We start from the raw sequence: 18,749 nt of genomic DNA on the forward strand, positions 1-18,749 counted from the left end.
CGAATGCGGGACGGGCTGCATTCCATCACAGGATATGATTTCTTTTCAGCAGATTGCTAAAAAACTGATATTCTGAACAGAGTTACGTGGTAACACTGAGATCGCAATGAAATATCAACAACTGGAAAATCTCGAAAGCGGCTGGAAATGGAAGTACCTGGTCAAAAAGCACCGTGAAGGGGAGCTGATCACCTGCTATATCGAAGCCAGCGCGGCGCAAGAAGCCGTGGATATTTTGCTGACCCTCGAAAATGAACCGGTACAGGTTAACGGCTGGATTGAAAAACACATTAATCCTGCGCTGTTAAACCGGATGAAGCAAACTATCCGCGCGCGACGAAAACGGCATTTTAATGCTGAGCATCAACACACGCGCAAAAAATCAATCGATCTGGAGTTTGTTGTCTGGCAACGCCTGGCAGGGCTGGCACAGCGCCGGGGCAAAACGCTGTCGGAAACCATCGTGCAGCTGATTGAGGATGCCGAACATAAAGAGAAGTACGCCAACCAGATGTCGTCACTGAAGAATGATCTTCAGGCTCTGTTGGGCAAAAAGTAGATTTTACTTTCTTCGGACAATAAAAAACCCCGCATTGCGGGGTTTTTTTATAAGACGATAACTTATGCCGCTGGCTGAGTTACAACGTCTTTGATGCCTTTAACTTCGATCTCAACGCGACGATCTGGAGCCAGGCAGTCGATCAGTGCAGCGCGAGCTTTCACGTTGTCACAGGTGTTGCCAGTAACTGGGTTAGCTTCGCCCATACCACGTGGGGAGATCTTGTTAGCTGGGATACCTTTAGAGATCAGGTAATCAACAACAGACTGAGCACGTTTCTCAGACAGTTTCTGGTTGTAAGCGTCAGAACCGATACGGTCGGTGAAGCCCAGAACCACTACAGAACCGTCTTTAGGATCCAGGTTGCTCAGCTGGGTGTACAGCTGATCCAGTGCCTGCTGACCTTCTGGTTTCAGGGTAGCTTTGTTGAAGTTGAACAGAACGTCAGACTTCAGAGTGAAGTGCTTGGTCTGTACTTCTGGAGCTGGAGCCGGCGCTGGAGCAACAACTGGTGCTGCTTCTTCCTGCTGGCCGAAACGGTAGGAAACACCTACGCTCAGCATGCCGTTGTCTGGACGAACACCAACGGTGTTGCCGTCGCCGATGTTGTTAACCCACTGGTATTCCAGACGGGTAGCGATGTCACGGGTCATAGCCCACTCAACGCCACCAGCGAATACTGGGGAAACACCGGTGTCATGGTCGTCGCCAGCGATGCTGTTGCTGGAGTCAGCGCGCCATACCATGCCGCCCAGACGGGTGTACACGTCCAGATCGTCGGTTACTGGGTAACCCAGTTTAGCGGTCAGCTGAACGCCCTGTGCTTTGAAAGCGCCGTTTACGGTGTCGCCTTTGTATGGCATACGACCTAACCAGTCGTAACCCATTTCAAAACCAACATACGGGTTAACCTGATAGCCACCGAACGCACCTGCACCAAGCTGGCTCTCGTGAGTTGGGCCATCATTGTTCAGGCTGCTGTTGTACCAGCCGGTGTCGTGGAACTGAGACCAGCCCAGTTTACCACCTGCATACCAGGTATTATCTTTCGGAGCGGCCTGCGCTACGGTAGCGAAGCCAGCCAGTGCCACTGCAATCGCGATAGCTGTCTTTTTCATTTTTTGCGCCTCGTTATCATCCAAAATTCGCCATGAAAGTCTCAAGAGAGAATCACGGTTAAATCCTTCACCGGGGGGCGTGGTCAAATATAAATCTACCGATATCTTCGGCTTAGGCCGAGCACCCCTGGCGATGTAAAGTCTACAACGTAGCTGAAAACTTACAAGTGTGAAGTCCGTCAGGCATATGAAAAAAAAAGTTCCGTATACCTAATATTTAACATTTTCTGAACGAATTTTGTGCAATAAAATTAAGGAGAACCGCACCAGACAAGCCTTGCCGCAGTTTTGAGGTGGGGAACTAAAATCCCATCTCGCTGTCAAAAAAATTTCCAGGAATAATCTTAATTTCACTCAATGATACAAATTTGAGTGAATTTTTAGCCCAGAAAGTTGTCCTCTGCGGTAAGAATCCGAACGAACCGGACGCATAATAAACCCGATCGCGTTCCCCTCTTCGGCCGCTTCCGTCAGACGGAAATGTTCCTCTTCCGTCAGTTCTTCTGGCAACCAGCCAATCACCACGCTGTAATTTCCAGTGCGTAACGCACGGATCATCGACTCAACGGTATCGCAAGGCGAGAGTTGATTAATCTGCATAACCTTTGTCAGCGGGAGGCCCGCGGACTGAACCCACTCACGGCTCAGCTTTTGCTGAGGCGTGAGCCAGAGCTGCCAGCGCGATTGCTGGCCGAGCTGTTGCAATAACGGCAACAACAGAAGTTGCGTCAACAGGGGCTGGTCTTCACGATAAACCACTTCACTGATAAGCCCCGTGGACACACGCTCGACGGAATTCTGCGCGACATTGCCTGCGGTAGAAGAGAGAGAGGTTGAGCGATTTGCATAGCCTGAAGTGTACATATTCATTCCAGCCCTGTAGTTACTGTATGAATATACAGTAACCCCTGTGTGCATAAAGATCAACCTCATTTTCGGAAAGCGACTCGCAAAATTCATTCAATCTTGATGCCCCTCGAAAAATCATCTTGCTCAACGGCGACAAGTTGCCTATTTTCCTGCTAACGGATCCGTTAGTAAGAAAAGTCGTGGTTAGCATATGATTTTCAAGGGAAATATCATGAAAAAGATATCTTATGAACGGATTTATCAATCCCAGGAATACCTCTCTCCGCTGGGCGAAATCCATCATCGTGCGCTGTTTGGCGGTTACACCCTGGCGGTGGATGATGCGGTCTTTGCCATGGTGTCAGACGGCGAACTTTATCTTCGTGCGTGTGAGGAAAGTGCAAAATACTGTGTAAGAAATGCCGCCTCGTTTTTAACGCTGATGAAGCGAGGTCGTCCGGTACTGCTCAACTATTATCGTGTGGACGACGGCTTATGGCAGGACAGGGAGCGGCTGCTTCAGCTCTCCTCGTATGCCCTCAGTGCCGCCAGAAAAGAGCGCAACCTGCGGCATCAACGAAACCGGCTTAAGGATCTGCCGAACCTGACTTTTCAGCTTGAAGTCCTGCTGTTTGAAGCTGGTATCACCAATGAAGAGACACTCCGGGCGCTGGGTGCCAGAGCCAGCTGGCTGAAGATGCGGGCGAAAAATAAAGCGCTGAGTATAAAAGTGCTCTTCGCGCTGGAAGGGGCGATTGAGGGGCTGCATGAGGCGGCGCTCCCGGCAGGTATTCGCCGGGAGCTGACGGAGTGGTTTAATGCGCTACCTGAGGCACAGGATAATCACTCCTCCAGGTAGCGATTTGCTGCTGCAGCCGGCAAATTTCAGGCAGCAAAGCGATGAGCAGGCCGATTTGCTGAAGAACCAGCGGCGCTTTGCTGTCGTTACCCGGATCAAGATGCGCAATGCGCTGAGCCAGTTCATCCAGTGCCTGTTGCACCCGCGGTTCATCCGCCGGTCGGTGATGAAGTGCGTCATCGACGTAGCATACGGCGTCGTCCAGCAGGTTGAGAATACCCGGGTTGGTGAGCTTCTCGCGGTGGGCACCCAGCGTCGAAATGTAGCTGGTAAAGGTATGGTTCAGGCACAGCAGGCGGAAGGCTGTCTCACGAATTTCTGCGGTGGCGCGAGGCTCCGTTGACATGTTCGAGACAACAGAAGCCAGCTCAGCATCGCTGTTGTGTGCATCGCGGCGTGCAATCCGGTAGGCCAGGCGGTTATCGCGCCCCTGGTGGTACTGCTCCAGAATGGCGTCAAGGTATCGGCAGTTGGCGTTCAACGCCCGCTCAATCACGCGCGGCAAATTACGAAAACGCCAGTCCGGCCAGATAAAGCTGACTGCCGCCCAGGCGATGGCGCAGCCTATCAGGGTATCGATCACCCTGGGCAGGGCGACCTCAAACCCTTCGCCCAGCAGGTTAAAGCAGAGCAGCACCAGCAGCGTAATGAACATGGTGGCATGCGCGTACTGCACGTTGCGAAACGCGAAGAACAATACGCCGGTGATCACGATCAGAATCAACTGACCTTCAATGGACGGCACGAAATAGAGCACCGGCAGGCCAATCGCGACGCCCACCAGCGTACCGATAATACGCAGCGCCAGCCGGTGCCGGGTGGCGTTATAGTTGGGCTGACAGACGAACAGACTGGTGAGCAGGATCCAGTAACCGTGATGTAACCCGGTAATCTGGATAAGCGCATAACCTACGCACAGCACCAGGGACATTCTCACCGCGTGGCGAAACAGCGCCGACTCGGGCGTAAAGTTGCGGCTCAGCCGTAGCCACATATCGCTCACGCTGTGCACGCTGTCATCCGCGAGCTGGTTATCTACCTCACTGCCCGGCTGTGCCATCGCCTGTTCGGACTCAATGGTCGCCAGCTGAGCATCAATCGCCCGCAGGTTGTTCAGCAGGAAACCCAGGGCTTTGATGTGTTCCGGTGAGGTTCCGCTGGCCTGAACGCGGTCGAGCGCCGCATCCAGGTGGCTGAATACGCGTTCAAAGCGTGGGTCATGCTGATAGGGCGTGCGCAGCAGAATAGAGCGCGAGAGTTGCTGACACGCCTGGGACTGCATGGAGAGCAGGCGCTGGAAGCGGAACATTACATCGCTGTAGCGGAACTTCTCGCGCAGGGCGGCATACTGAACGTGCGAGGAGCTGGCGCGCTCATGAATATCCTGGGCGGCAAAATAGTAGTGTAAGGTTCGTCGCGTTCCGCGCTGGCCACGATCCCCGCGCAGACGGGTCAGCAGCGAGGCTTTGGTCTGGTTAAGAGTGGCGACCAGTTGACCGTTCGCCAGCGCCAGATCGTAGAGCGGCGCCTGGCTTTCTTCTTCGATATCGGGGTCAAACAGCCGGGATTTCAGTTCCAGATAGTGGGCTAACTGCTCGAAGCTGCGGGCAAGGTTATCCTGCAGGGGGCGAACCGGGAAGATCAGATGGCCGGTTAACGTCAGCAGGTTATACCAGATGGCGCCCAGCAACAGCAGGACAGGCTGTTGATACCACTGATCGTAAAGCGACACGCCCAGCATGGTATAGATGGCGATCAGCAATGCGCCAAACGCGATGGTGGCATAGCGCTGCCCAAGGCCGCCCAGCAAAATAAACCCGCTGGTGGAGAGCGTAAGACCCAGGGCAAACAGCCAGGGCCACGGGAAAAGCAGCTCAACGGATGCGGAAGCAATAAAAAAGCAGATGAGCGTAATGACCAGGTTACGTAAACGCCCGGCCAGACGATCGTCCAGGTCCGCCAGCGCCCCGGCCACCACGCCCAGCGTGAGCGGGATGGTGAGTTTGACATCATTCAGCCACCAGGGCAGGGCAACCGTGCCGCAAAGGGCGATAAAAATCCTGACGTTATAAAGCCAGGTACTGTTCCAGGTATAACGGCGAAGCAGTGGGCTTAGCATAAATGCGGCCAGTCCTTATTTACTGAAAACGACGACGAGCATTTGCTTCACGCGCGGCCTGAGCCACTTCTACCGGAACCACCCTGCGCCCGACGGGCCAGAGAGCTATCGCGGCGATCTTAAAGTTCGCGAGTCCCACCGGAATACCGATAATCGTGACGCACTGCGCAATCCCCGCAAAAATATGCATGATGCACAGCCACCAGCCGAAGAAGATCAGCCACAGAATATTCAGCAGGGTCCCGCCCGTATTCATCAGGGCGTTTTTGCTCTCCGGATTCAGTTCGTCAACGTGGATGGCCTCATTCCCGTAGGGGACAAACGAGAGTTTGGTGATCTCCCAGCAGGAACGGGTCAGGGGAAGCGTGAAAATCAGAACGATGCTCACCAGCGTGGCAAAAAGCCAGGAAAGGGTGGTGGCAAAACCGCCCAGCACAAAATTCAACACATTCAGAACGGTACGCATAAACCCTCACTTCCTTTCGATAAATTAACGCCCAATGATTGTAACGTTTTTTTAGGCTGGAGCACCTTAAAACTGGCAGTTAAACTATCAGACAAATTATCTCTTCGTGGATTTGGCGGGACATGGAACTGAAAGCAACTTCAATGGGCAAACGCCTGGCGCAACACCCTTACGATAGGGTGGTTCTCCTTAATGCCGGGGTGAAAGTCTCCGGAGAACGCCACGAATACCTTATTCCGTTTAATCAGCTTCTGGCTATCCACTGCAAACGCGGGCTGGTGTGGGGCGAACTGGAGTTCGTTCTGCCAGACGATAAAGTCGTGCGACTTCACGGCACCGAGTGGGCGGAAACCCAGCGCTTTCATCATCACCTGAACGCGCTCTGGCAGCAGTGGAGCCAGGAGATGAGCGTGGTTGCGTCCCAGGTGCTGCAGCAGGTGCTGGACGACATCGCGCAAAGCAACGCACAGCAAACCTGGCTGACCCGTCAGCAGACGGCCGGGCTACAGCAAAAGATCAGGCAGGCACTCTCGGCGCTGCCGATATCCGTGACGCGTCTCGATGAGTTTGACAATTGTCGTGACGCCTGGCGCCAGTGTCAGGCCTGGCTGAATGACGTGGATAAAAGCCGGCTTGCCCATAACCAGGCCTGGACGGACGCCATGCTTACCCAATACGTTGATTTCTTTAGTACGGTGGAATCTTCCCCCCTCAATCCGGCGCAGGCGCGTGCGGTGGTGAATGGTGAGCAATCGCTGCTGGTGCTTGCGGGCGCCGGAAGCGGTAAAACGTCGGTGCTGGTGGCGCGTGCAGGCTGGCTGCTGACGACCGGAGAAGCCGTACCCGATCAAATTCTGCTTCTGGCTTTTGGCCGCAAGGCGGCTGAGGAGATGGACGAGCGTATTCAGGCGCGCCTGCATACCCGGGATATCACCGCCAGAACCTTCCATGCGCTTGCGCTGCATATTATTCAGCAGGGCAGTAAAAAAGTGCCTTCCATCAGTAAACTGGAAAACGATACGCAGGCGCGTCAGGCGCTGTTTATCAAAACCTGGCGCCAGCAGTGCAGCGAGAAAAAGGCGCAGGCGAAAGGATGGCGTCAGTGGCTGGAGGAAGAGCTCAACTGGACGGTGCCAGAGGGCAGTTTCTGGCAGGATGACAAACTGGCGCGCCGGCTGGGGTCGCGGCTTGACCGATGGGTAAGTCTGATGCGAATGCACGGTGGGTCGCAGGCGGAGATGATAGAGAGCGCGCCGGAGGGGATCCGCGATCTGTTTTCAAAGCGCGTCAAACTGATGGCGCCGCTGCTGAAAGCCTGGAAAACGGCGCTGAAGGAGGAAAACGCCGTCGACTTCTCCGGGTTAATCCACCAGGCCATTATCATTCTTGAGAAAGGGCGTTTTGTCAGCCCGTGGAAACATATTCTGGTGGATGAGTTTCAGGATATCTCCCCGCAGCGTGCCGCGCTGCTCTCGGCGCTGCGGGCGCAGAATAAACATACCTCACTGTTTGCGGTGGGGGACGACTGGCAGGCAATCTATCGCTTCAGCGGCGCGCAGCTCTCCCTGACGACCGCGTTCCACCACTATTTTGGCGAAGGGGATCGCAGCGATCTGGACACGACCTACCGCTTCAATTCCCGAATCGGTGAGATTGCTAACCGCTTTATCCAGCAGAACCCGCATCAGCTGTCCAAGCCGCTCAATAGCCTGCGGTCTGGTGATAAAAAAGCCGTCACTCTGCTGGCGGATGACCAGCTGGAGCCGCTGCTGGACAAGCTCAGCGGCTATGCGAAGCCCGATGAACGTATCCTGGTGCTGGCGCGTTACCATCACCTCAAACCTGCGGCGCTGGAAAAAGCCGCCACCCGCTGGCCGAAGCTGCAGATTGAATTTATGACCATTCACGCCAGCAAAGGGCAGCAGGCCGATTATGTCATCGTGGTAGGGTTGAAAGAGGGGAGCGATGGTTTCCCGGCCCCGGCTCGCGAGTCGGTGATGGAGGAGGCCTTACTGCCGGAACCGGAAGACTTCCCGGACGCCGAAGAGCGGCGTTTGCTGTATGTGGCCATGACCCGCGCGCGTCACCGCGTGTGGCTGCTGTTCAACAAAGAAGAGCCATCCGTATTTGTGGATATCCTGAAGAGTATTGATGTGCCGGTGGCGAGAAAGCCATAACGACGACGGGCAAAGAGGAGCAGGCCGGGTAAGGCGTAGCCGCCACCCGGCAAAAAAAGCTACTTCAGTCTTTCAGAAAGATAACGCTGATAATCCGGAATAAGGATCTCAACCGGGGAGTTAAACTGCGGGGATTCAATAATGAAATCCGCCGTCGACAGGTTGGTCGCCACCGGGATATTCCACACCGTCGCCAGACGCAGCAGCGCTTTGACATCCGGATCGTGCGGAACCGCGTTCAGCGGATCCCAGAAGAAGATCAGCACATCAATCTTTCCTTCGGAAATCTGCGCCCCGACCTGCTGATCGCCGCCCATCGGGCCGCTCAGCATGGCATTTACCTCCAGACCCGTTTCGCGCTGAATCAGGTTACCGGTTGTGCCGGTCGCCGACAGGGCGTGCTTTTCCAGCAAAGACTGATGGCGGCGAACCCAGTTAAGCAGCATTTGTTTACAGTGATCGTGCGCAACCAGAGCAATGTGTTTACGTTCCGGTAGCGTGCGTGTTGTCAGTTCCATAATCATATCCATCAGGTTAACTGACTACACGATGACGGGAACCGCCTGACGCTGCAAGAGCAAGGCGTAAAAAATGTGGCTTATGAGGAAGGTTGTTGTTTTGCCCATTGTAAAAACCGGGCGCGCGTATCAGGATCGGCCTGCTGAAACCAGAATTTGAGGCGTTGTTCCGTCAGGGTCTGTGACTGAGGAGGAATAACGTCCAGTTCAGAGACACCCGATAGCAGCGTACTGTCGTCAGCCATCATGGTGGCAAACTGCGGAAGCGAGGCGCGTTTACCTGCTTTGTTATAGGCCTGGGCCGCGGCCTCGTAATCCGGTCCTTTCGGTGAGGTAGTCAGCGCCAGAATATCCAGTTTTACCGGAATCGGCATTGCATCCCCGTCCAGCAGTTCAATACGCGGTGACGCGTCAAAGGTCGCACTCTCTTTCTCTGTTTCAATACGCGGCAGGGTAATATTGACCTGACTGATTTGCCGGGTATTAAAGCTGACAATCAGCGGCGGGGAGATGTACATCCTTTGCTCATGATTGGCGAGGCCGATCGATTTTTCTACCCGGAATACCAGCTGATGCGGGCCGTTATCCAGCTCGATGCTGTCGGCACCACGCAATAAGGAGCTGGAGACCTTTTTTCCATCCAGCACCAGGAGATCAATATCGCCAGAGAGCCGAAGCGTGGTAGCAAAGACGCAGACCGGCATCACTAATGCAATCAGAGCAGTGGCAATACCGGTTTTCATAGAAGGCTCCTGTCAGAAATTCTGTCGGCGCATGAATGTATCTAAATTTTTCGATAATCACGTTTACTAACATATAGACATATTTGGCCGTTTTGCCCTCATACATCTGTATGGGATGGATGGTTGAGTTGTGCCCTTTGGCGTACACTTTGAAAAAAGCCAGGAGAAAAACCATGAAAGAGAACGATATTGCCGAGATTTTGACATCCACGCGCACCATTGCGCTGGTGGGCGCGAGCGATAAACCCGATCGTCCAAGCTATCGGGTCATGAAATACCTTCTCGATCAGGGTTATCACGTTATCCCTGTCTCGCCGAAAGTAGCCGGTAAAAGTTTACTGGGCCAGCAGGGCTACGCCACGCTCAACGACGTACCGGAAAAAATCGATATGGTGGATGTTTTCCGTAATTCGGAAGCAGCGTGGGGCGTGGCTCAGGAAGCCATTGCGATTGGGGCAAAAACGCTGTGGATGCAACTGGGTGTGATTAACGAGCAGGCCGCGGTGCTGGCGCGTGAGGCGGGTCTGAAGGTGGTCATGGACCGCTGCCCGGCCATTGAAATCCCCCGTCTGGGGCTGGCGAAGTAATAAAAAAAAGCCCGTTCATCGGGCTTTTTTTACACGCTTAGTTCCGCAGGCGCGGAGCCTGTAACTGTTTGCGGATAGTCTGAGCCAGTTCATCCATCGTAGGTTGCTCCGGATGTTCTTCCCGCAGTTCACTGCTGAGCTGCGCTTCAGCAAGATAGGTGTGAACGGGTTGTCCGTCATCACCTTCCATTACCACATGGTACCAGGGCGCGGCGCGAAGCTCGGCGTTCACCGCCAGCTCGTCTGCTGACGGCTCTACAAGGGAATACTCCGGGTCGATATCCACGACCACACCCAAATACCCTAGCAAAGTGTGGCGGACCTGCTGGCCGATACCGAATTTGCTGGCAATCATAGTCACCTCCCGGGAAATACGACTTACACGTTATGTGCGGGCAATATTTCTCTTTTCAAGTTACATGACGCGACAGGCAAACCCTTTCAGATAGAGCCCTTCCGGGTAGGTAGCAATCACCGGGTGATCGGCTGCCTGACGGAACTGCTCTATAAATTGTACATCACGACCAGCATCTATTGCGGCATCGGCGATGATTTTTTGGAATAAATCGGTGGTCATCAGGCCAGAGCAGGAGAACGTGAGCAGGACGCCACCCGGATTCAGCAGCTGGATGGCCAGCATGTTGATATCTTTATAGCCGCGGCAGGCGCCCATCAGCTGACTTTTGTTTTCTACAAACTTCGGCGGATCCATCACGATAACGTCGAACTTCTCGCCCTGATCGCGATATTTACGCAGCAGCTTAAAGACGTCGTCACGAATAAATTCGGCTTTGCTCAGATCAAGCTTATTCAGCTCGACGTTCTGTTTCGCCACGTCCAGCGCTTCCTGTGAGGTGTCCACGCTCACCACCTGGGCACAACCGCCCATCAGCGCTGAAACGGCAAACCCGCCGGTATAGGAGAAGCAGTTCAGCACGCGTTTGTCGGCAACGTACTGACGCGTCGCCAGGCGGCTGTCGCGCTGGTCGAGGTAATAACCCGTTTTGTGTCCGCCCTGAATATCCACCAGCAGCTTCATGCCGTGCTCTTCAATCGGCAGCAGGGCAGGCGGCAGTTCACCGGTCACAGGGCCTTGCGTCAGCTCCATGCCCTCTTTTTTGCGCACCGCCACATCGCTGCGGTCGTAAATGGCGCACTGTGGGAACAGCGTCTGCAGGGCGCTAATCAGCGCGGCACGCTGATATTCCGCCCCGGCGCTCAGAAGCTGCAGCACCAGGAAGTTGCCGAAGCGGTCAATGGTGACGCCCGGGAGACCATCGGACTCACCGGCAATCAGGCGGTAGCTGTCCAGCCCGTCGCGTTTTGCCAGCCAGTCCCGCCACTGTTGCGCCTGCTGCAGACGACGAACGAAGAAGTCGATATCAATGGTTTCATCTTTATCGAAGGTCCAGACGCGGGCACGGATTTGGGACGCTGGCGAGTAGGCGCCTCGCGCTAACCATTTCCCCTGATGGTCAACAATATCAATGGTTTCACCGAGGCTGGCTTTGCCTTCCATGCGGGCAACCGCGCCGGAAAAGACCCAGGGATGACGGCGCAGTAAAGACTTCTCGCGCCCTTTGGCTAACACTAAACGTACACTCATAATTTGCTGTTCTGTCAATTTCAGGGAAATGGCGCGTAGAGTAGCACATCAAAACGGATCAGAGCTTCTCAAAATCTCTGATGATTTTTCGATAACGCCAGGATTTATACGACAGTACAGGAGGTTGTGCGAGAGTCATAATGCTAACCCCTACGATGATCGCCAGCCCCCACGCCAATGCCTTGACAGGTGAACTGAAAACGACAAGAACAATCAGGAACATGAAGCATACGCTGATTACCCAGAGTAGGGTATTGAATCGACGGGCGAGATCGTAAACTGCTTCTTCAGGCGTTCCCCCGTACCTCTCAACGTTATTTTTTATCTTCTGCAAATCAGACAGTGTAAAACCAGAACGCAACAGGTCTTCATCAGTAACATTCATATCGTTTTCCTTTCGCGCATAGCATTCCATTTACTGTTTGTTCACGAACAGACTCACTGCGCGTAGAGTAGAACTTTCAGCAGGGCGCAATCATCTGCGGATACCCTTGAGCGTTTCGGCACAAAATCAAATCGCTTAGGCACATTACAAGATTGCCGAGGGATATACAGTGGGGCTTCCGGTACAGCAAAGGGAGCCCCCATGAAAAAGCACAGTGTAATAGCAATAGCCGCTCTGACGGCAATGAGTTTTCAGGTTTTCGCCGCAACGCCTTTCAGCATGACCAGCCCGGACATTTCCGGCGAACGGCGGTTAGCGCCACAGCAGGTGTTTGAGGGATTTGGTTGCCACGGTGGGAATACCTCGCCACAGCTGGCGTGGAAAAATCCGCCCGCGAGGAGGTAAGGATGGCCGTGGCGTTGTCACAGCTACAGTCAACCCGATTACCGATTGGCGAAATCGCATTACAATGTGGGTATCTTTCCAGCTCTCGTTTCACCGCCCGTTTTCGGCAACACTACGGCTGTTTACCGAAAACGCTACGTTAAGGAGAAGAAAAAATGGCAAAAGTCTGCACTATTGCCTGGGTTCACGGCATCGTTCAGGGCGTGGGTTTCCGCTACAGCACTCAGCGCGAGGCCGTTCAGCTTGGGTTAACGGGATATGCGCGTAACATGGATGACGGCAGCGTTGAGGTGGTCGCCTGTGGCGAAGCGGAGCAGGTCGACAAGCTGGTGGCGTGGCTGAAAGCGGGTGGGCCGCGCAGCGCGCGGGTTGATAAGGTCTTAACGGAACCGCATCAACCCGGCCGGGAGTACGTTAACTTCGGTATTCGCTATTAAATGCACTTCACCGGTTTAGGCAGGCCGGCAATTTTGGTGGCCTGTTTTGCCGGGCCCTTCGGGAACAGGCGATAGAGATAGCGGCTGTTGCCTTTCTCTTCACCGAACTTATTGGCCATCGCTTTGACCAGCATGCGGATGGCCGGAGAGGTGTTGAATTCGAGATAGAACTCGCGCACAAAACGCACCACTTCCCAGTGTTCGGGGGAGAGGGCGATGCCTTCTTTCTCAGCAATGACTTCTGCCAGCGCTTCGTTCCACTGGCCACTTTCTTTCAGATAACCGTCGTTATCGGTCTCGATCTCTTTGCCTTCAAAACTCAACATAGTCATTCACGCGTCAGTCAAAAACGCTGCAGTGTAGCAAAAAACAAAGCCCCGCATAAGCGGGGCCAGATTCACAGCGTTGCGGCTTAATCCCGGCTGGCAAAGCCCAGGATGCTCAGCAGGCTGACAAAGATGTTGTACAGCGAGACATACAGGCTCACGGTGGCGCGAATATAGTTGGTCTCACCGCCGTGAATGATGTTGCTGGTTTCATACAGGATTGCGCCGGATGACAGCAGGATAAACACCGCGCTAATCGCCAGGTGCAGAGCAGGGAGCTGCAGGAAGATGTTAGCCACCATACCAACCAGCACCACCACGATACCCGCCATCAGCATACCGCCGAGGAAGGACATGTCCTTGCGGGTGGTGAGCACGTAGGCCGAGCAGCAGAAGAACACCAGCGCGGTGCCGCCCAGCGCCATGCCAATCACGTCACCCATGCCGGCAGACAGGTACGCGTTCAGGATCGGCCCCAGGATGTAGCCCAGGAAGCCGGTGAAGGCAAACGCGGAGAGAATACCGACCGGTTTATCAGCGGTTTTGTAGGTCAGGAACATCAGACCGTACATCCCCACCAGCGTCAGGATCAGCCCCGGGGACGGCAGCATCAGCACGGTGCTGGCAGTGGCGGTGATCGCCGAAAACGCCAGCGTCAGGCTGAGCATGAAATAGGTATTGCGCAGCACCTTGTGGGTGCTGAGTAGCGATGTGCGGTCGCGCGAAGAAGTAATTATACGATCCATGAGTCACTCTCTTATGACAGATGTAATTAACGGAAAGAATAGGAAACGGCGCGTCACTCTCAAAGTGGTTTTACCCATCTTTACTCAGCAGGTTAGGGCGGGAGCTGGTTGTTTCTTCTGCATAAATACGTTTCACCAGTATGAACAGCGGTTTGACGCGATTAATCAGATCAACCTCTTATAGGTTACTGAAAATTATTGCGTTATTACCATAAGGCCGCTAAGAGTTATTTCCGGATCGTCACAAAAACAGACAATAAGGCGAAGGAAATGAAACCACAAACACGCACGCGCTTTACGCTCTCTTTACTTACCGCAGGGATCCTGTGCGCCAGCACGGCAACCTGGGCGGCGAACGTGCCGGCAGGAACGCAGCTGGCCGATAAGCAGGAACTGGTCAGGAACAACGGTAATGAGCCGGCCTCGCTCGACCCGCATAAAGTCGAAAGCGACGTCGAATTCAATATTATCAGTGATTTATTCGATGGGCTGGTCAGTGTCTCCCCGGCGGGGGACATTCAGCCACGGCTGGCGGAAAAATGGGAGAACAAGGACAACACCGTCTGGACGTTCCATCTGCGCCCGGGCATCACCTGGAGCGACGGTACTGCCATCACCGCGGAAGATGTGGTCTGGAGCTGGCAGCGTCTGGTTGATCCTAAAACCGCTTCACCGTATGCCAGCTATCCCGGCAACATGCACATTGTGAATGGTGCGGATATTGCGCAGGGGAAAAAAGCCCCCGATACGCTGGGCGTGAAAGCGATAAACGACACCACGCTGGAAGTCACATTGACGCAGCCTAATGCGGCATTCCTGGCCATGCTGGCGCACCCGTCACTGGTGCCGGTGGACAAAGTGCTGATTGGCCGCTTTGGCGACAAGTGGACCAAGCCTGAACATATCGTCACCAGCGGGGCCTATAAGCTGTCCCAGTGGGTGGTCAACGAACGCATTGTGGCGGAGCGCAACCCGCGCTACTGGGATAATGACCATACCGTGATTAATAAGGTGACGTATCTGCCTATCACCTCCGAGGCCGCAGATGTGAACCGCTATAAAGCGGGCGAAATTGATATTGTCTACACAGTGCCGATCAACCAGTTCGCTCAGCTCAAAAAAACGCTCGGCAGCGAGCTGGATGTCTCTCCGCAGCTGGCAACCTATTACTACGAATTTAATACCACCCGGCCGCCGTTCAACGATGTCCGCGTGCGCAAGGCGCTGAACATGGCGCTCGATAAAGACATCATTGCCGGGAAAGTCTTAGGGCAGGGGCAGCGTCCTGCGTGGCTCATCAGCCAGCCGGATATCGGTGGCGTTAAGTTACAGAACCCGGATTACGCCAGTTGGCCGCAGGACAAGCGCATCGCTGAGGCGAAAAAATTGCTCGAAGCGGCCGGGTATAACGCCAGCCATCCTCTGCGCTTCAACCTGCTCTATAACACCTCTGAATCGCACCAGCGTATCGCGATTGCCGCCAGCTCCATGTGGAAAAAGAACCTCGGCGTGGAGGCGAAGCTGCAAAATCAGGAGTGGAAAACCATGCTGGATACCATGCATACCCACAACTTTGACGCGGTGCGTTACGCCTGGATTGCCGACTACGACGACGCGGCGACCTTCCTGAACAACTTCCGCACCGGCGACAGCGAAAACACCAGTCAGTACAGCAATCCGGAATACGACCAGGCGCTGATGAATGCCGCAAAAGCCAAAACAACGGAAGAGCGGGGTAAGTTCTACCAGCAGGCGGAAGATCTGCTGGGACGTGATGTGCCCGCCATTCCGGTGTATCACTACGTCCGTACGCATCTGGTCAAACCGTGGGTGGGCGGATTTACGCCGGATAAGCTGGGGTACTATTACACGAAGGACATGTACATCAAAAAACACTAAGCCTGTGCTGATAAAATCGTCGATGTGTTGTCAGTTCAACCGATTAAACACGTTTTGACTATTTTTACAGCGAACGAATGCCGCGACTCTTTACAGCGCGCGGTGAGGTGTTTATAGTTCGCCTCAATCAGGAAGTGTGGCCGAGCGGTTGAAGGCACCGGTCTTGAAAACCGGCGACCCGAAAGGGTTCCAGAGTTCGAATCTCTGCGCTTCCGCCAGATATAAACCCCAGGTTACTTGTTAACCTGGGGTTTTTCTTTTGGATTGAATGATTCAGGTCACACTTTTCAGCTTCCGCTGTTTTCCGGTCAAAATCAGGCGTTATCATTCACCCCGTAAATACCTTTTCATCTCTTACCGAGGCTTTGATGCTGGAGAATGTTTTCATCAGATAATCAGCTTCCCGCCCTTCTCAGGACGGACTGGTTATCGCTGCGCTTAAACCTTACGCACGCACCTGCTGGTGTGGGCTCGTTTTTACGCATGATGATTACACAGGTTTTCCAGTATGAATTTATCCCGTCAGGAACAACGTACCTTACACGTTCTCGCCAAAGGTGGACGTATTGTGCACGTCCGCGACAGCTCTGGCCGCGTCACGTCCGTTGAGTGCTATACCCGTGAAGGGCTGGTGCTGAGCGACTGCACGCTCAGCGTCTTCAAAAAACTCCGCACTAAAAAGCTGATCCGTTCCGTGAACGGGCAGCCTTATCGCATCAATACCACCGGGCTGAATAACGTTCGCGCCCAGCTGGACAATCGCTAAGCGGAAGAAATCACGCCACCCTCGGGTGGCGTTCATACATTGAACGGAATGTAGACCGGGTAAGCGCAGCGCCACCCGGCAAGAAACGCGGCGTTAAGAGCGGATAAAAGCCAGAATATCCGCGTTGATGGTATCCGCGTGGGTGGTATGCATCCCGTGTGGGAAGCCCGGATAAATTTTCAGTACGCTGTTCGCCAGCAACTGGTCCTGCAGAAGGGCGGCATTTTTATACGGCACGACCTGATCGTCGTCGCCCTGCATCACCAGAACGGGAACCGTAATGGCTTTCAGATCTTCCGTCTGGTCGGTCTCTGAAAACGCCTTGATCCCTTCGTAGTGCGCTTTGGCGCTGCCGATCATGCCCTGACGCCACCAGTTCTGAATCGTTCCCTGCGAAACCTCGGCGCCATCGCGATTAAAACCGTAGAAAGGACCGCTGGCGACGTCGAGGTAAAACTGGGCGCGGTTAGCCGCGAGCGCCTGGCGAAAACCATCGAAAACCTCAATCGGCGTGCCGCCGGGGTTAGCGTCCGTTTTGACCATCAGAGGAGGGACGGCGCTGACAAGCACCGCTTTGGCGACGCGTCCCTGCGGCTGGCCGTACTTCGCCACATAGCGGGCGACCTGACCGCCGCCGGTGGAGTGACCGACGTGCACGGCATTGCGTAAGTCCAGGCTTTCAACAACGGCTGACGCATCGGCCGCATAGTGATCCATATCATGCCCTTCGCTCACCTGATCCGAACGTCCATGACCGCGGCGATCGAGCGCGATAACGCGATAGCCTTGCGCAAGAAAGAAGAGCATCTGATTATCCCAGTCATCGGCACTTAACGGCCAGCCGTGGTGGAAGACGATGGGCTGTGCCTCTTTTGGACCCCAGTCTTTGTAGTAAATGTTGACGCCATCTTTCGTTGTGACGAATGCCATACCGCAGACTCCTCTGTTAAAGGCAAAACGATTGCGGACTGAACACAGAGCGGATCAGTAATGCCTTAATTAAGTTAGATTTTTTCTGTTTACCGTACCGACAGTACTCCTTAAGTGTAGGAGAAAGCATAAAAGCAGGCGGTTTCATTTCTGTGAAAGGCACGCATGCACGTCATCACCGCTCCGCTACCCGTTTACGGGTATACATCGCTTTGTCAGCGCTATTGAGCAGCGTATCGGCATCTACGGCGTCATGAGGGAAGCGGGCGATACCAATACTGCCCGAGATAGTAATCACCTGTTCGTTAATCAAAAATGACTGCGCCAGTGCAGCGCTGATCTTTTCGGCCGTTTGTGTGGGTAAGGGATCGCTGGCAGCTAAATCGGGGAGGAGGGCGACAAACTCATCGCCACCGAGGCGGGCAATCGTGTCACCTTCGCGCAGCAGACTTTGCAGACGAAATGCCACAAGCCGTAGCAGTTCATCGCCGACGGCATGACCGTGGAGATCGTTCACCGGTTTAAACCGATCGAGGTCGATAAACAGCAGCGCCACTTCTATGCTGTTGGCGATAGCCTGAGTGATTGCCAGTTCCAGACGGTTAACGAGTAATCTCCGGTTCGGTAATCCGGTCAGGGCATCAAAGTTGGCATGCAGCCAGGCGATGTGTTCGCGCTGTTTGCGATCGGTAATATCGCGGATAAATGCCGAAAATATCTGCTTCCCCCCTTGCTGGTGCGGCCATATCGACAGTTCAATAGGGAACTCACCTTTGGTGCGATGCAGCGCAGCGATCTCGATAGTGCGGTTGAGAATATTCGATGGTTGCGCGGCCTTAAAGCGCATCAGGCCGCGCGCGTGTTGCTCGCGAAACGCTTGCGGTACAATCATCTCGCCAAGGCTGTTGCCTATCGCTTCTCCGGCTGTCCAGCCGAACATGCGTTCTGCGGCCTGGTTCCAGTTCACAACGACGCCAGCCTGATCGATGGTAATCACAGCATCCTGGGCGGTCTCAACCAGCTGGCGATGGTACTCTTCACTCTCTTCCAGCGCACGCTTCATCGACTCAATCTGGCGGATGCTCTCCTGCAGTTCGCGGTGCATTTCCTCAAGCGAAAGAGAGAAAAAGCGGATCCGTTCTTCAACAGACATCTTTTTCATTTCTGAGCACAGGTCACTGGCGGTACGTGGCGGCATATTCTCTTCCTGTCAAAAAGTTAAGCACTCATCCATTATGGAGCCTTAGATAACTT

21 protein-coding genes, 1 tRNA gene and 1 pseudogene are annotated in these 18,749 nt (G+C 54.2%); 10 read left to right on the forward strand and 13 right to left on the reverse strand.

Annotated elements, in window-relative coordinates:
• Positions 1–106 precede the first annotated feature (106 nt).
• Positions 107–559, forward strand: a complete 453-nt coding sequence (gene matP / locus SP99_RS07560; RefSeq protein ID WP_023332611.1) for a macrodomain Ter protein MatP — start codon at positions 107–109, stop codon at positions 557–559.
• A 62-nt stretch (positions 560–621) separates the two neighbouring features.
• On the opposite strand, the gene ompA is transcribed toward matP, so the two are convergent.
• On the reverse strand, positions 622–1,677 hold the full coding sequence (gene ompA, locus SP99_RS07565; RefSeq protein WP_023292865.1) for a porin OmpA: 1,056 nt from the start codon (positions 1,675–1,677) through the stop codon (positions 622–624).
• Between the two features lie 354 nt (positions 1,678–2,031).
• Positions 2,032–2,541 (reverse strand): SOS-induced cell division inhibitor SulA, encoded by a 510-nt coding sequence (gene sulA / locus SP99_RS07570; protein ID WP_025755976.1) that lies wholly within the window; start codon positions 2,539–2,541, stop codon positions 2,032–2,034.
• A 217-nt stretch (positions 2,542–2,758) separates the two neighbouring features.
• Between sulA and SP99_RS07575 the strand changes: the two genes are divergently transcribed.
• Positions 2,759–3,385, forward strand: coding sequence for a TfoX/Sxy family DNA transformation protein (locus SP99_RS07575; protein ID WP_047958175.1), 627 nt, complete (start codon positions 2,759–2,761; stop codon positions 3,383–3,385).
• On the opposite strand, the gene yccS is transcribed toward SP99_RS07575, so the two are convergent.
• Together yccS and SP99_RS07585 are read right to left on the reverse strand one after the other, a co-directional pair.
• Complete coding sequence (yccS, locus tag SP99_RS07580) at positions 3,342–5,504, reverse strand: YccS family putative transporter (RefSeq protein WP_047958176.1); 2,163 nt, start codon at positions 5,502–5,504, stop codon at positions 3,342–3,344. The genes SP99_RS07575 and yccS overlap by 44 nt on opposite strands.
• Before the next feature lie 19 nt (positions 5,505–5,523).
• Complete coding sequence (locus tag SP99_RS07585; protein WP_047958177.1) at positions 5,524–5,970, reverse strand: YccF domain-containing protein; 447 nt, start codon at positions 5,968–5,970, stop codon at positions 5,524–5,526.
• 122 nt (positions 5,971–6,092) lie between these two features.
• On the opposite strand from SP99_RS07585, the gene helD reads away from it, so the two are divergent.
• Complete coding sequence (gene helD, locus SP99_RS07590; RefSeq protein WP_047958178.1) at positions 6,093–8,147, forward strand: DNA helicase IV; 2,055 nt, start codon at positions 6,093–6,095, stop codon at positions 8,145–8,147.
• Between the two features lie 59 nt (positions 8,148–8,206).
• Here the strand turns inward: helD and mgsA are convergent, their stop codons facing one another.
• Together mgsA and csgI are read right to left on the reverse strand one after the other, a co-directional pair.
• Complete coding sequence (mgsA, locus tag SP99_RS07595; RefSeq protein ID WP_025755971.1) at positions 8,207–8,665, reverse strand: methylglyoxal synthase; 459 nt, start codon at positions 8,663–8,665, stop codon at positions 8,207–8,209.
• A gap of 80 nt (positions 8,666–8,745) precedes the next feature.
• Entirely contained in the window at positions 8,746–9,408 is a 663-nt protein-coding gene (csgI, locus tag SP99_RS07600) for a curli synthesis inhibitor (protein WP_047958179.1), read from the reverse strand.
• A gap of 173 nt (positions 9,409–9,581) precedes the next feature.
• Here csgI and SP99_RS07605 point away from each other — a divergent pair, with 173 nt between their 5' ends.
• Complete coding sequence (locus tag SP99_RS07605) at positions 9,582–9,995, forward strand: CoA-binding protein (protein ID WP_025755969.1); 414 nt, start codon at positions 9,582–9,584, stop codon at positions 9,993–9,995.
• A gap of 37 nt (positions 9,996–10,032) precedes the next feature.
• On the opposite strand, the gene hspQ is transcribed toward SP99_RS07605, so the two are convergent.
• From hspQ to SP99_RS07620, 3 genes are read right to left on the reverse strand one after another with little or no spacing between them, the layout of a single operon-like run.
• Positions 10,033–10,350 (reverse strand): heat shock protein HspQ, encoded by a 318-nt coding sequence (hspQ, locus tag SP99_RS07610; protein WP_047958180.1) that lies wholly within the window; start codon positions 10,348–10,350, stop codon positions 10,033–10,035.
• 60 nt (positions 10,351–10,410) lie between these two features.
• A complete protein-coding gene (gene rlmI, locus SP99_RS07615) occupies positions 10,411–11,601 on the reverse strand; it encodes a 23S rRNA (cytosine(1962)-C(5))-methyltransferase RlmI (protein WP_021240853.1) in 1,191 nt (396 codons plus the stop codon).
• Positions 11,602–11,659: 58 nt separating this feature from the next.
• Entirely contained in the window at positions 11,660–11,986 is a 327-nt protein-coding gene (locus tag SP99_RS07620) for a hypothetical protein (RefSeq protein ID WP_025755967.1), read from the reverse strand.
• 201 nt (positions 11,987–12,187) lie between these two features.
• Between SP99_RS07620 and SP99_RS07625 the strand changes: the two genes are divergently transcribed.
• The 3 genes and pseudogenes from SP99_RS07625 (at position 12,188) to yccX (ending at position 12,828) form a co-directional block, all read left to right on the forward strand.
• Complete coding sequence (locus tag SP99_RS07625) at positions 12,188–12,391, forward strand: YbhB/YbcL family Raf kinase inhibitor-like protein (RefSeq protein WP_231584294.1); 204 nt, start codon at positions 12,188–12,190, stop codon at positions 12,389–12,391.
• Positions 12,382–12,534: pseudogene (locus SP99_RS23640) on the forward strand (helix-turn-helix domain-containing protein); the annotation flags it as partial. The gene SP99_RS07625 and the pseudogene SP99_RS23640, both read left to right, overlap by 10 nt.
• A gap of 12 nt (positions 12,535–12,546) precedes the next feature.
• Complete coding sequence (gene yccX, locus SP99_RS07630) at positions 12,547–12,828, forward strand: acylphosphatase (RefSeq protein WP_025755965.1); 282 nt, start codon at positions 12,547–12,549, stop codon at positions 12,826–12,828.
• Here the strand turns inward: yccX and tusE are convergent.
• Entirely contained in the window at positions 12,825–13,154 is a 330-nt protein-coding gene (tusE, locus tag SP99_RS07635) for a sulfurtransferase TusE (RefSeq protein ID WP_025755964.1), read from the reverse strand. The two genes, yccX and tusE, sit on opposite strands and share 4 nt — an antisense overlap.
• 86 nt (positions 13,155–13,240) lie before the next feature.
• Entirely contained in the window at positions 13,241–13,900 is a 660-nt protein-coding gene (gene yccA, locus SP99_RS07640; protein WP_047958181.1) for an FtsH protease modulator YccA, read from the reverse strand.
• Between the two features lie 270 nt (positions 13,901–14,170).
• On the opposite strand from yccA, the gene SP99_RS07650 reads away from it, so the two are divergent.
• The 3 genes from SP99_RS07650 (at position 14,171) to SP99_RS07660 (ending at position 16,565) form a co-directional block, all read left to right on the forward strand.
• The gene (locus SP99_RS07650; protein WP_047958183.1) at positions 14,171–15,799 is read left to right on the forward strand and encodes an ABC transporter substrate-binding protein; all 1,629 of its coding nucleotides are present in this window, start codon (positions 14,171–14,173) and stop codon (positions 15,797–15,799) included.
• A gap of 130 nt (positions 15,800–15,929) precedes the next feature.
• Positions 15,930–16,017: transfer RNA gene (locus SP99_RS07655), tRNA-Ser, on the forward strand.
• Between the two features lie 290 nt (positions 16,018–16,307).
• Positions 16,308–16,565 (forward strand): YjhX family toxin, encoded by a 258-nt coding sequence (locus SP99_RS07660; protein ID WP_021240841.1) that lies wholly within the window; start codon positions 16,308–16,310, stop codon positions 16,563–16,565.
• Between the two features lie 93 nt (positions 16,566–16,658).
• On the opposite strand, the gene SP99_RS07665 is transcribed toward SP99_RS07660, so the two are convergent.
• Together SP99_RS07665 and SP99_RS07670 are read right to left on the reverse strand one after the other, a co-directional pair.
• The gene (locus tag SP99_RS07665) at positions 16,659–17,495 is read right to left on the reverse strand and encodes an alpha/beta fold hydrolase (RefSeq protein ID WP_047958184.1); all 837 of its coding nucleotides are present in this window, start codon (positions 17,493–17,495) and stop codon (positions 16,659–16,661) included.
• A gap of 175 nt (positions 17,496–17,670) precedes the next feature.
• Positions 17,671–18,693 carry a diguanylate cyclase domain-containing protein gene (locus SP99_RS07670; RefSeq protein WP_047958185.1) on the reverse strand — a complete coding sequence of 341 codons (1,023 nt, stop codon included), beginning with the start codon at positions 18,691–18,693 and terminating at the stop codon, positions 17,671–17,673.
• Between the last annotated feature and the right edge of the window lie 56 nt (positions 18,694–18,749).

Origin of the sequence: Enterobacter sp. BIDMC92, from assembly GCF_001030225.1 — a bacterium.
Taxonomy (GTDB): Bacteria; Pseudomonadota; Gammaproteobacteria; order Enterobacterales; family Enterobacteriaceae; genus Enterobacter; species Enterobacter sichuanensis.

What these genes read in the sequence shown, in the direction of transcription:
- matP (WP_023332611.1), top strand. Translation starts at nt 107, where the DNA reads ATGAAATATCAACAACTGGAAAATCTCGAAAGCGGCTGGAAATGGAAG.
- ompA (WP_023292865.1), bottom strand. Translation starts at nt 1,677, where the DNA reads ATGAAAAAGACAGCTATCGCGATTGCAGTGGCACTGGCTGGCTTCGCT.
- sulA (WP_025755976.1), bottom strand. Translation starts at nt 2,541, where the DNA reads ATGTACACTTCAGGCTATGCAAATCGCTCAACCTCTCTCTCTTCTACC.
- SP99_RS07575 (WP_047958175.1), top strand. Translation starts at nt 2,759, where the DNA reads ATGAAAAAGATATCTTATGAACGGATTTATCAATCCCAGGAATACCTC.
- yccS (WP_047958176.1), bottom strand. Translation starts at nt 5,504, where the DNA reads ATGCTAAGCCCACTGCTTCGCCGTTATACCTGGAACAGTACCTGGCTT.
- SP99_RS07585 (WP_047958177.1), bottom strand. Translation starts at nt 5,970, where the DNA reads ATGCGTACCGTTCTGAATGTGTTGAATTTTGTGCTGGGCGGTTTTGCC.
- helD (WP_047958178.1), top strand. Translation starts at nt 6,093, where the DNA reads ATGGAACTGAAAGCAACTTCAATGGGCAAACGCCTGGCGCAACACCCT.
- mgsA (WP_025755971.1), bottom strand. Translation starts at nt 8,665, where the DNA reads ATGGAACTGACAACACGCACGCTACCGGAACGTAAACACATTGCTCTG.
- csgI (WP_047958179.1), bottom strand. Translation starts at nt 9,408, where the DNA reads ATGAAAACCGGTATTGCCACTGCTCTGATTGCATTAGTGATGCCGGTC.
- SP99_RS07605 (WP_025755969.1), top strand. Translation starts at nt 9,582, where the DNA reads ATGAAAGAGAACGATATTGCCGAGATTTTGACATCCACGCGCACCATT.
- hspQ (WP_047958180.1), bottom strand. Translation starts at nt 10,350, where the DNA reads ATGATTGCCAGCAAATTCGGTATCGGCCAGCAGGTCCGCCACACTTTG.
- rlmI (WP_021240853.1), bottom strand. Translation starts at nt 11,601, where the DNA reads ATGAGTGTACGTTTAGTGTTAGCCAAAGGGCGCGAGAAGTCTTTACTG.
- SP99_RS07620 (WP_025755967.1), bottom strand. Translation starts at nt 11,986, where the DNA reads ATGAATGTTACTGATGAAGACCTGTTGCGTTCTGGTTTTACACTGTCT.
- SP99_RS07625 (WP_231584294.1), top strand. Translation starts at nt 12,188, where the DNA reads ATGAAAAAGCACAGTGTAATAGCAATAGCCGCTCTGACGGCAATGAGT.
- yccX (WP_025755965.1), top strand. Translation starts at nt 12,547, where the DNA reads ATGGCAAAAGTCTGCACTATTGCCTGGGTTCACGGCATCGTTCAGGGC.
- tusE (WP_025755964.1), bottom strand. Translation starts at nt 13,154, where the DNA reads ATGTTGAGTTTTGAAGGCAAAGAGATCGAGACCGATAACGACGGTTAT.
- yccA (WP_047958181.1), bottom strand. Translation starts at nt 13,900, where the DNA reads ATGGATCGTATAATTACTTCTTCGCGCGACCGCACATCGCTACTCAGC.
- SP99_RS07650 (WP_047958183.1), top strand. Translation starts at nt 14,171, where the DNA reads ATGAAACCACAAACACGCACGCGCTTTACGCTCTCTTTACTTACCGCA.
- SP99_RS07660 (WP_021240841.1), top strand. Translation starts at nt 16,308, where the DNA reads ATGAATTTATCCCGTCAGGAACAACGTACCTTACACGTTCTCGCCAAA.
- SP99_RS07665 (WP_047958184.1), bottom strand. Translation starts at nt 17,495, where the DNA reads ATGGCATTCGTCACAACGAAAGATGGCGTCAACATTTACTACAAAGAC.
- SP99_RS07670 (WP_047958185.1), bottom strand. Translation starts at nt 18,693, where the DNA reads ATGCCGCCACGTACCGCCAGTGACCTGTGCTCAGAAATGAAAAAGATG.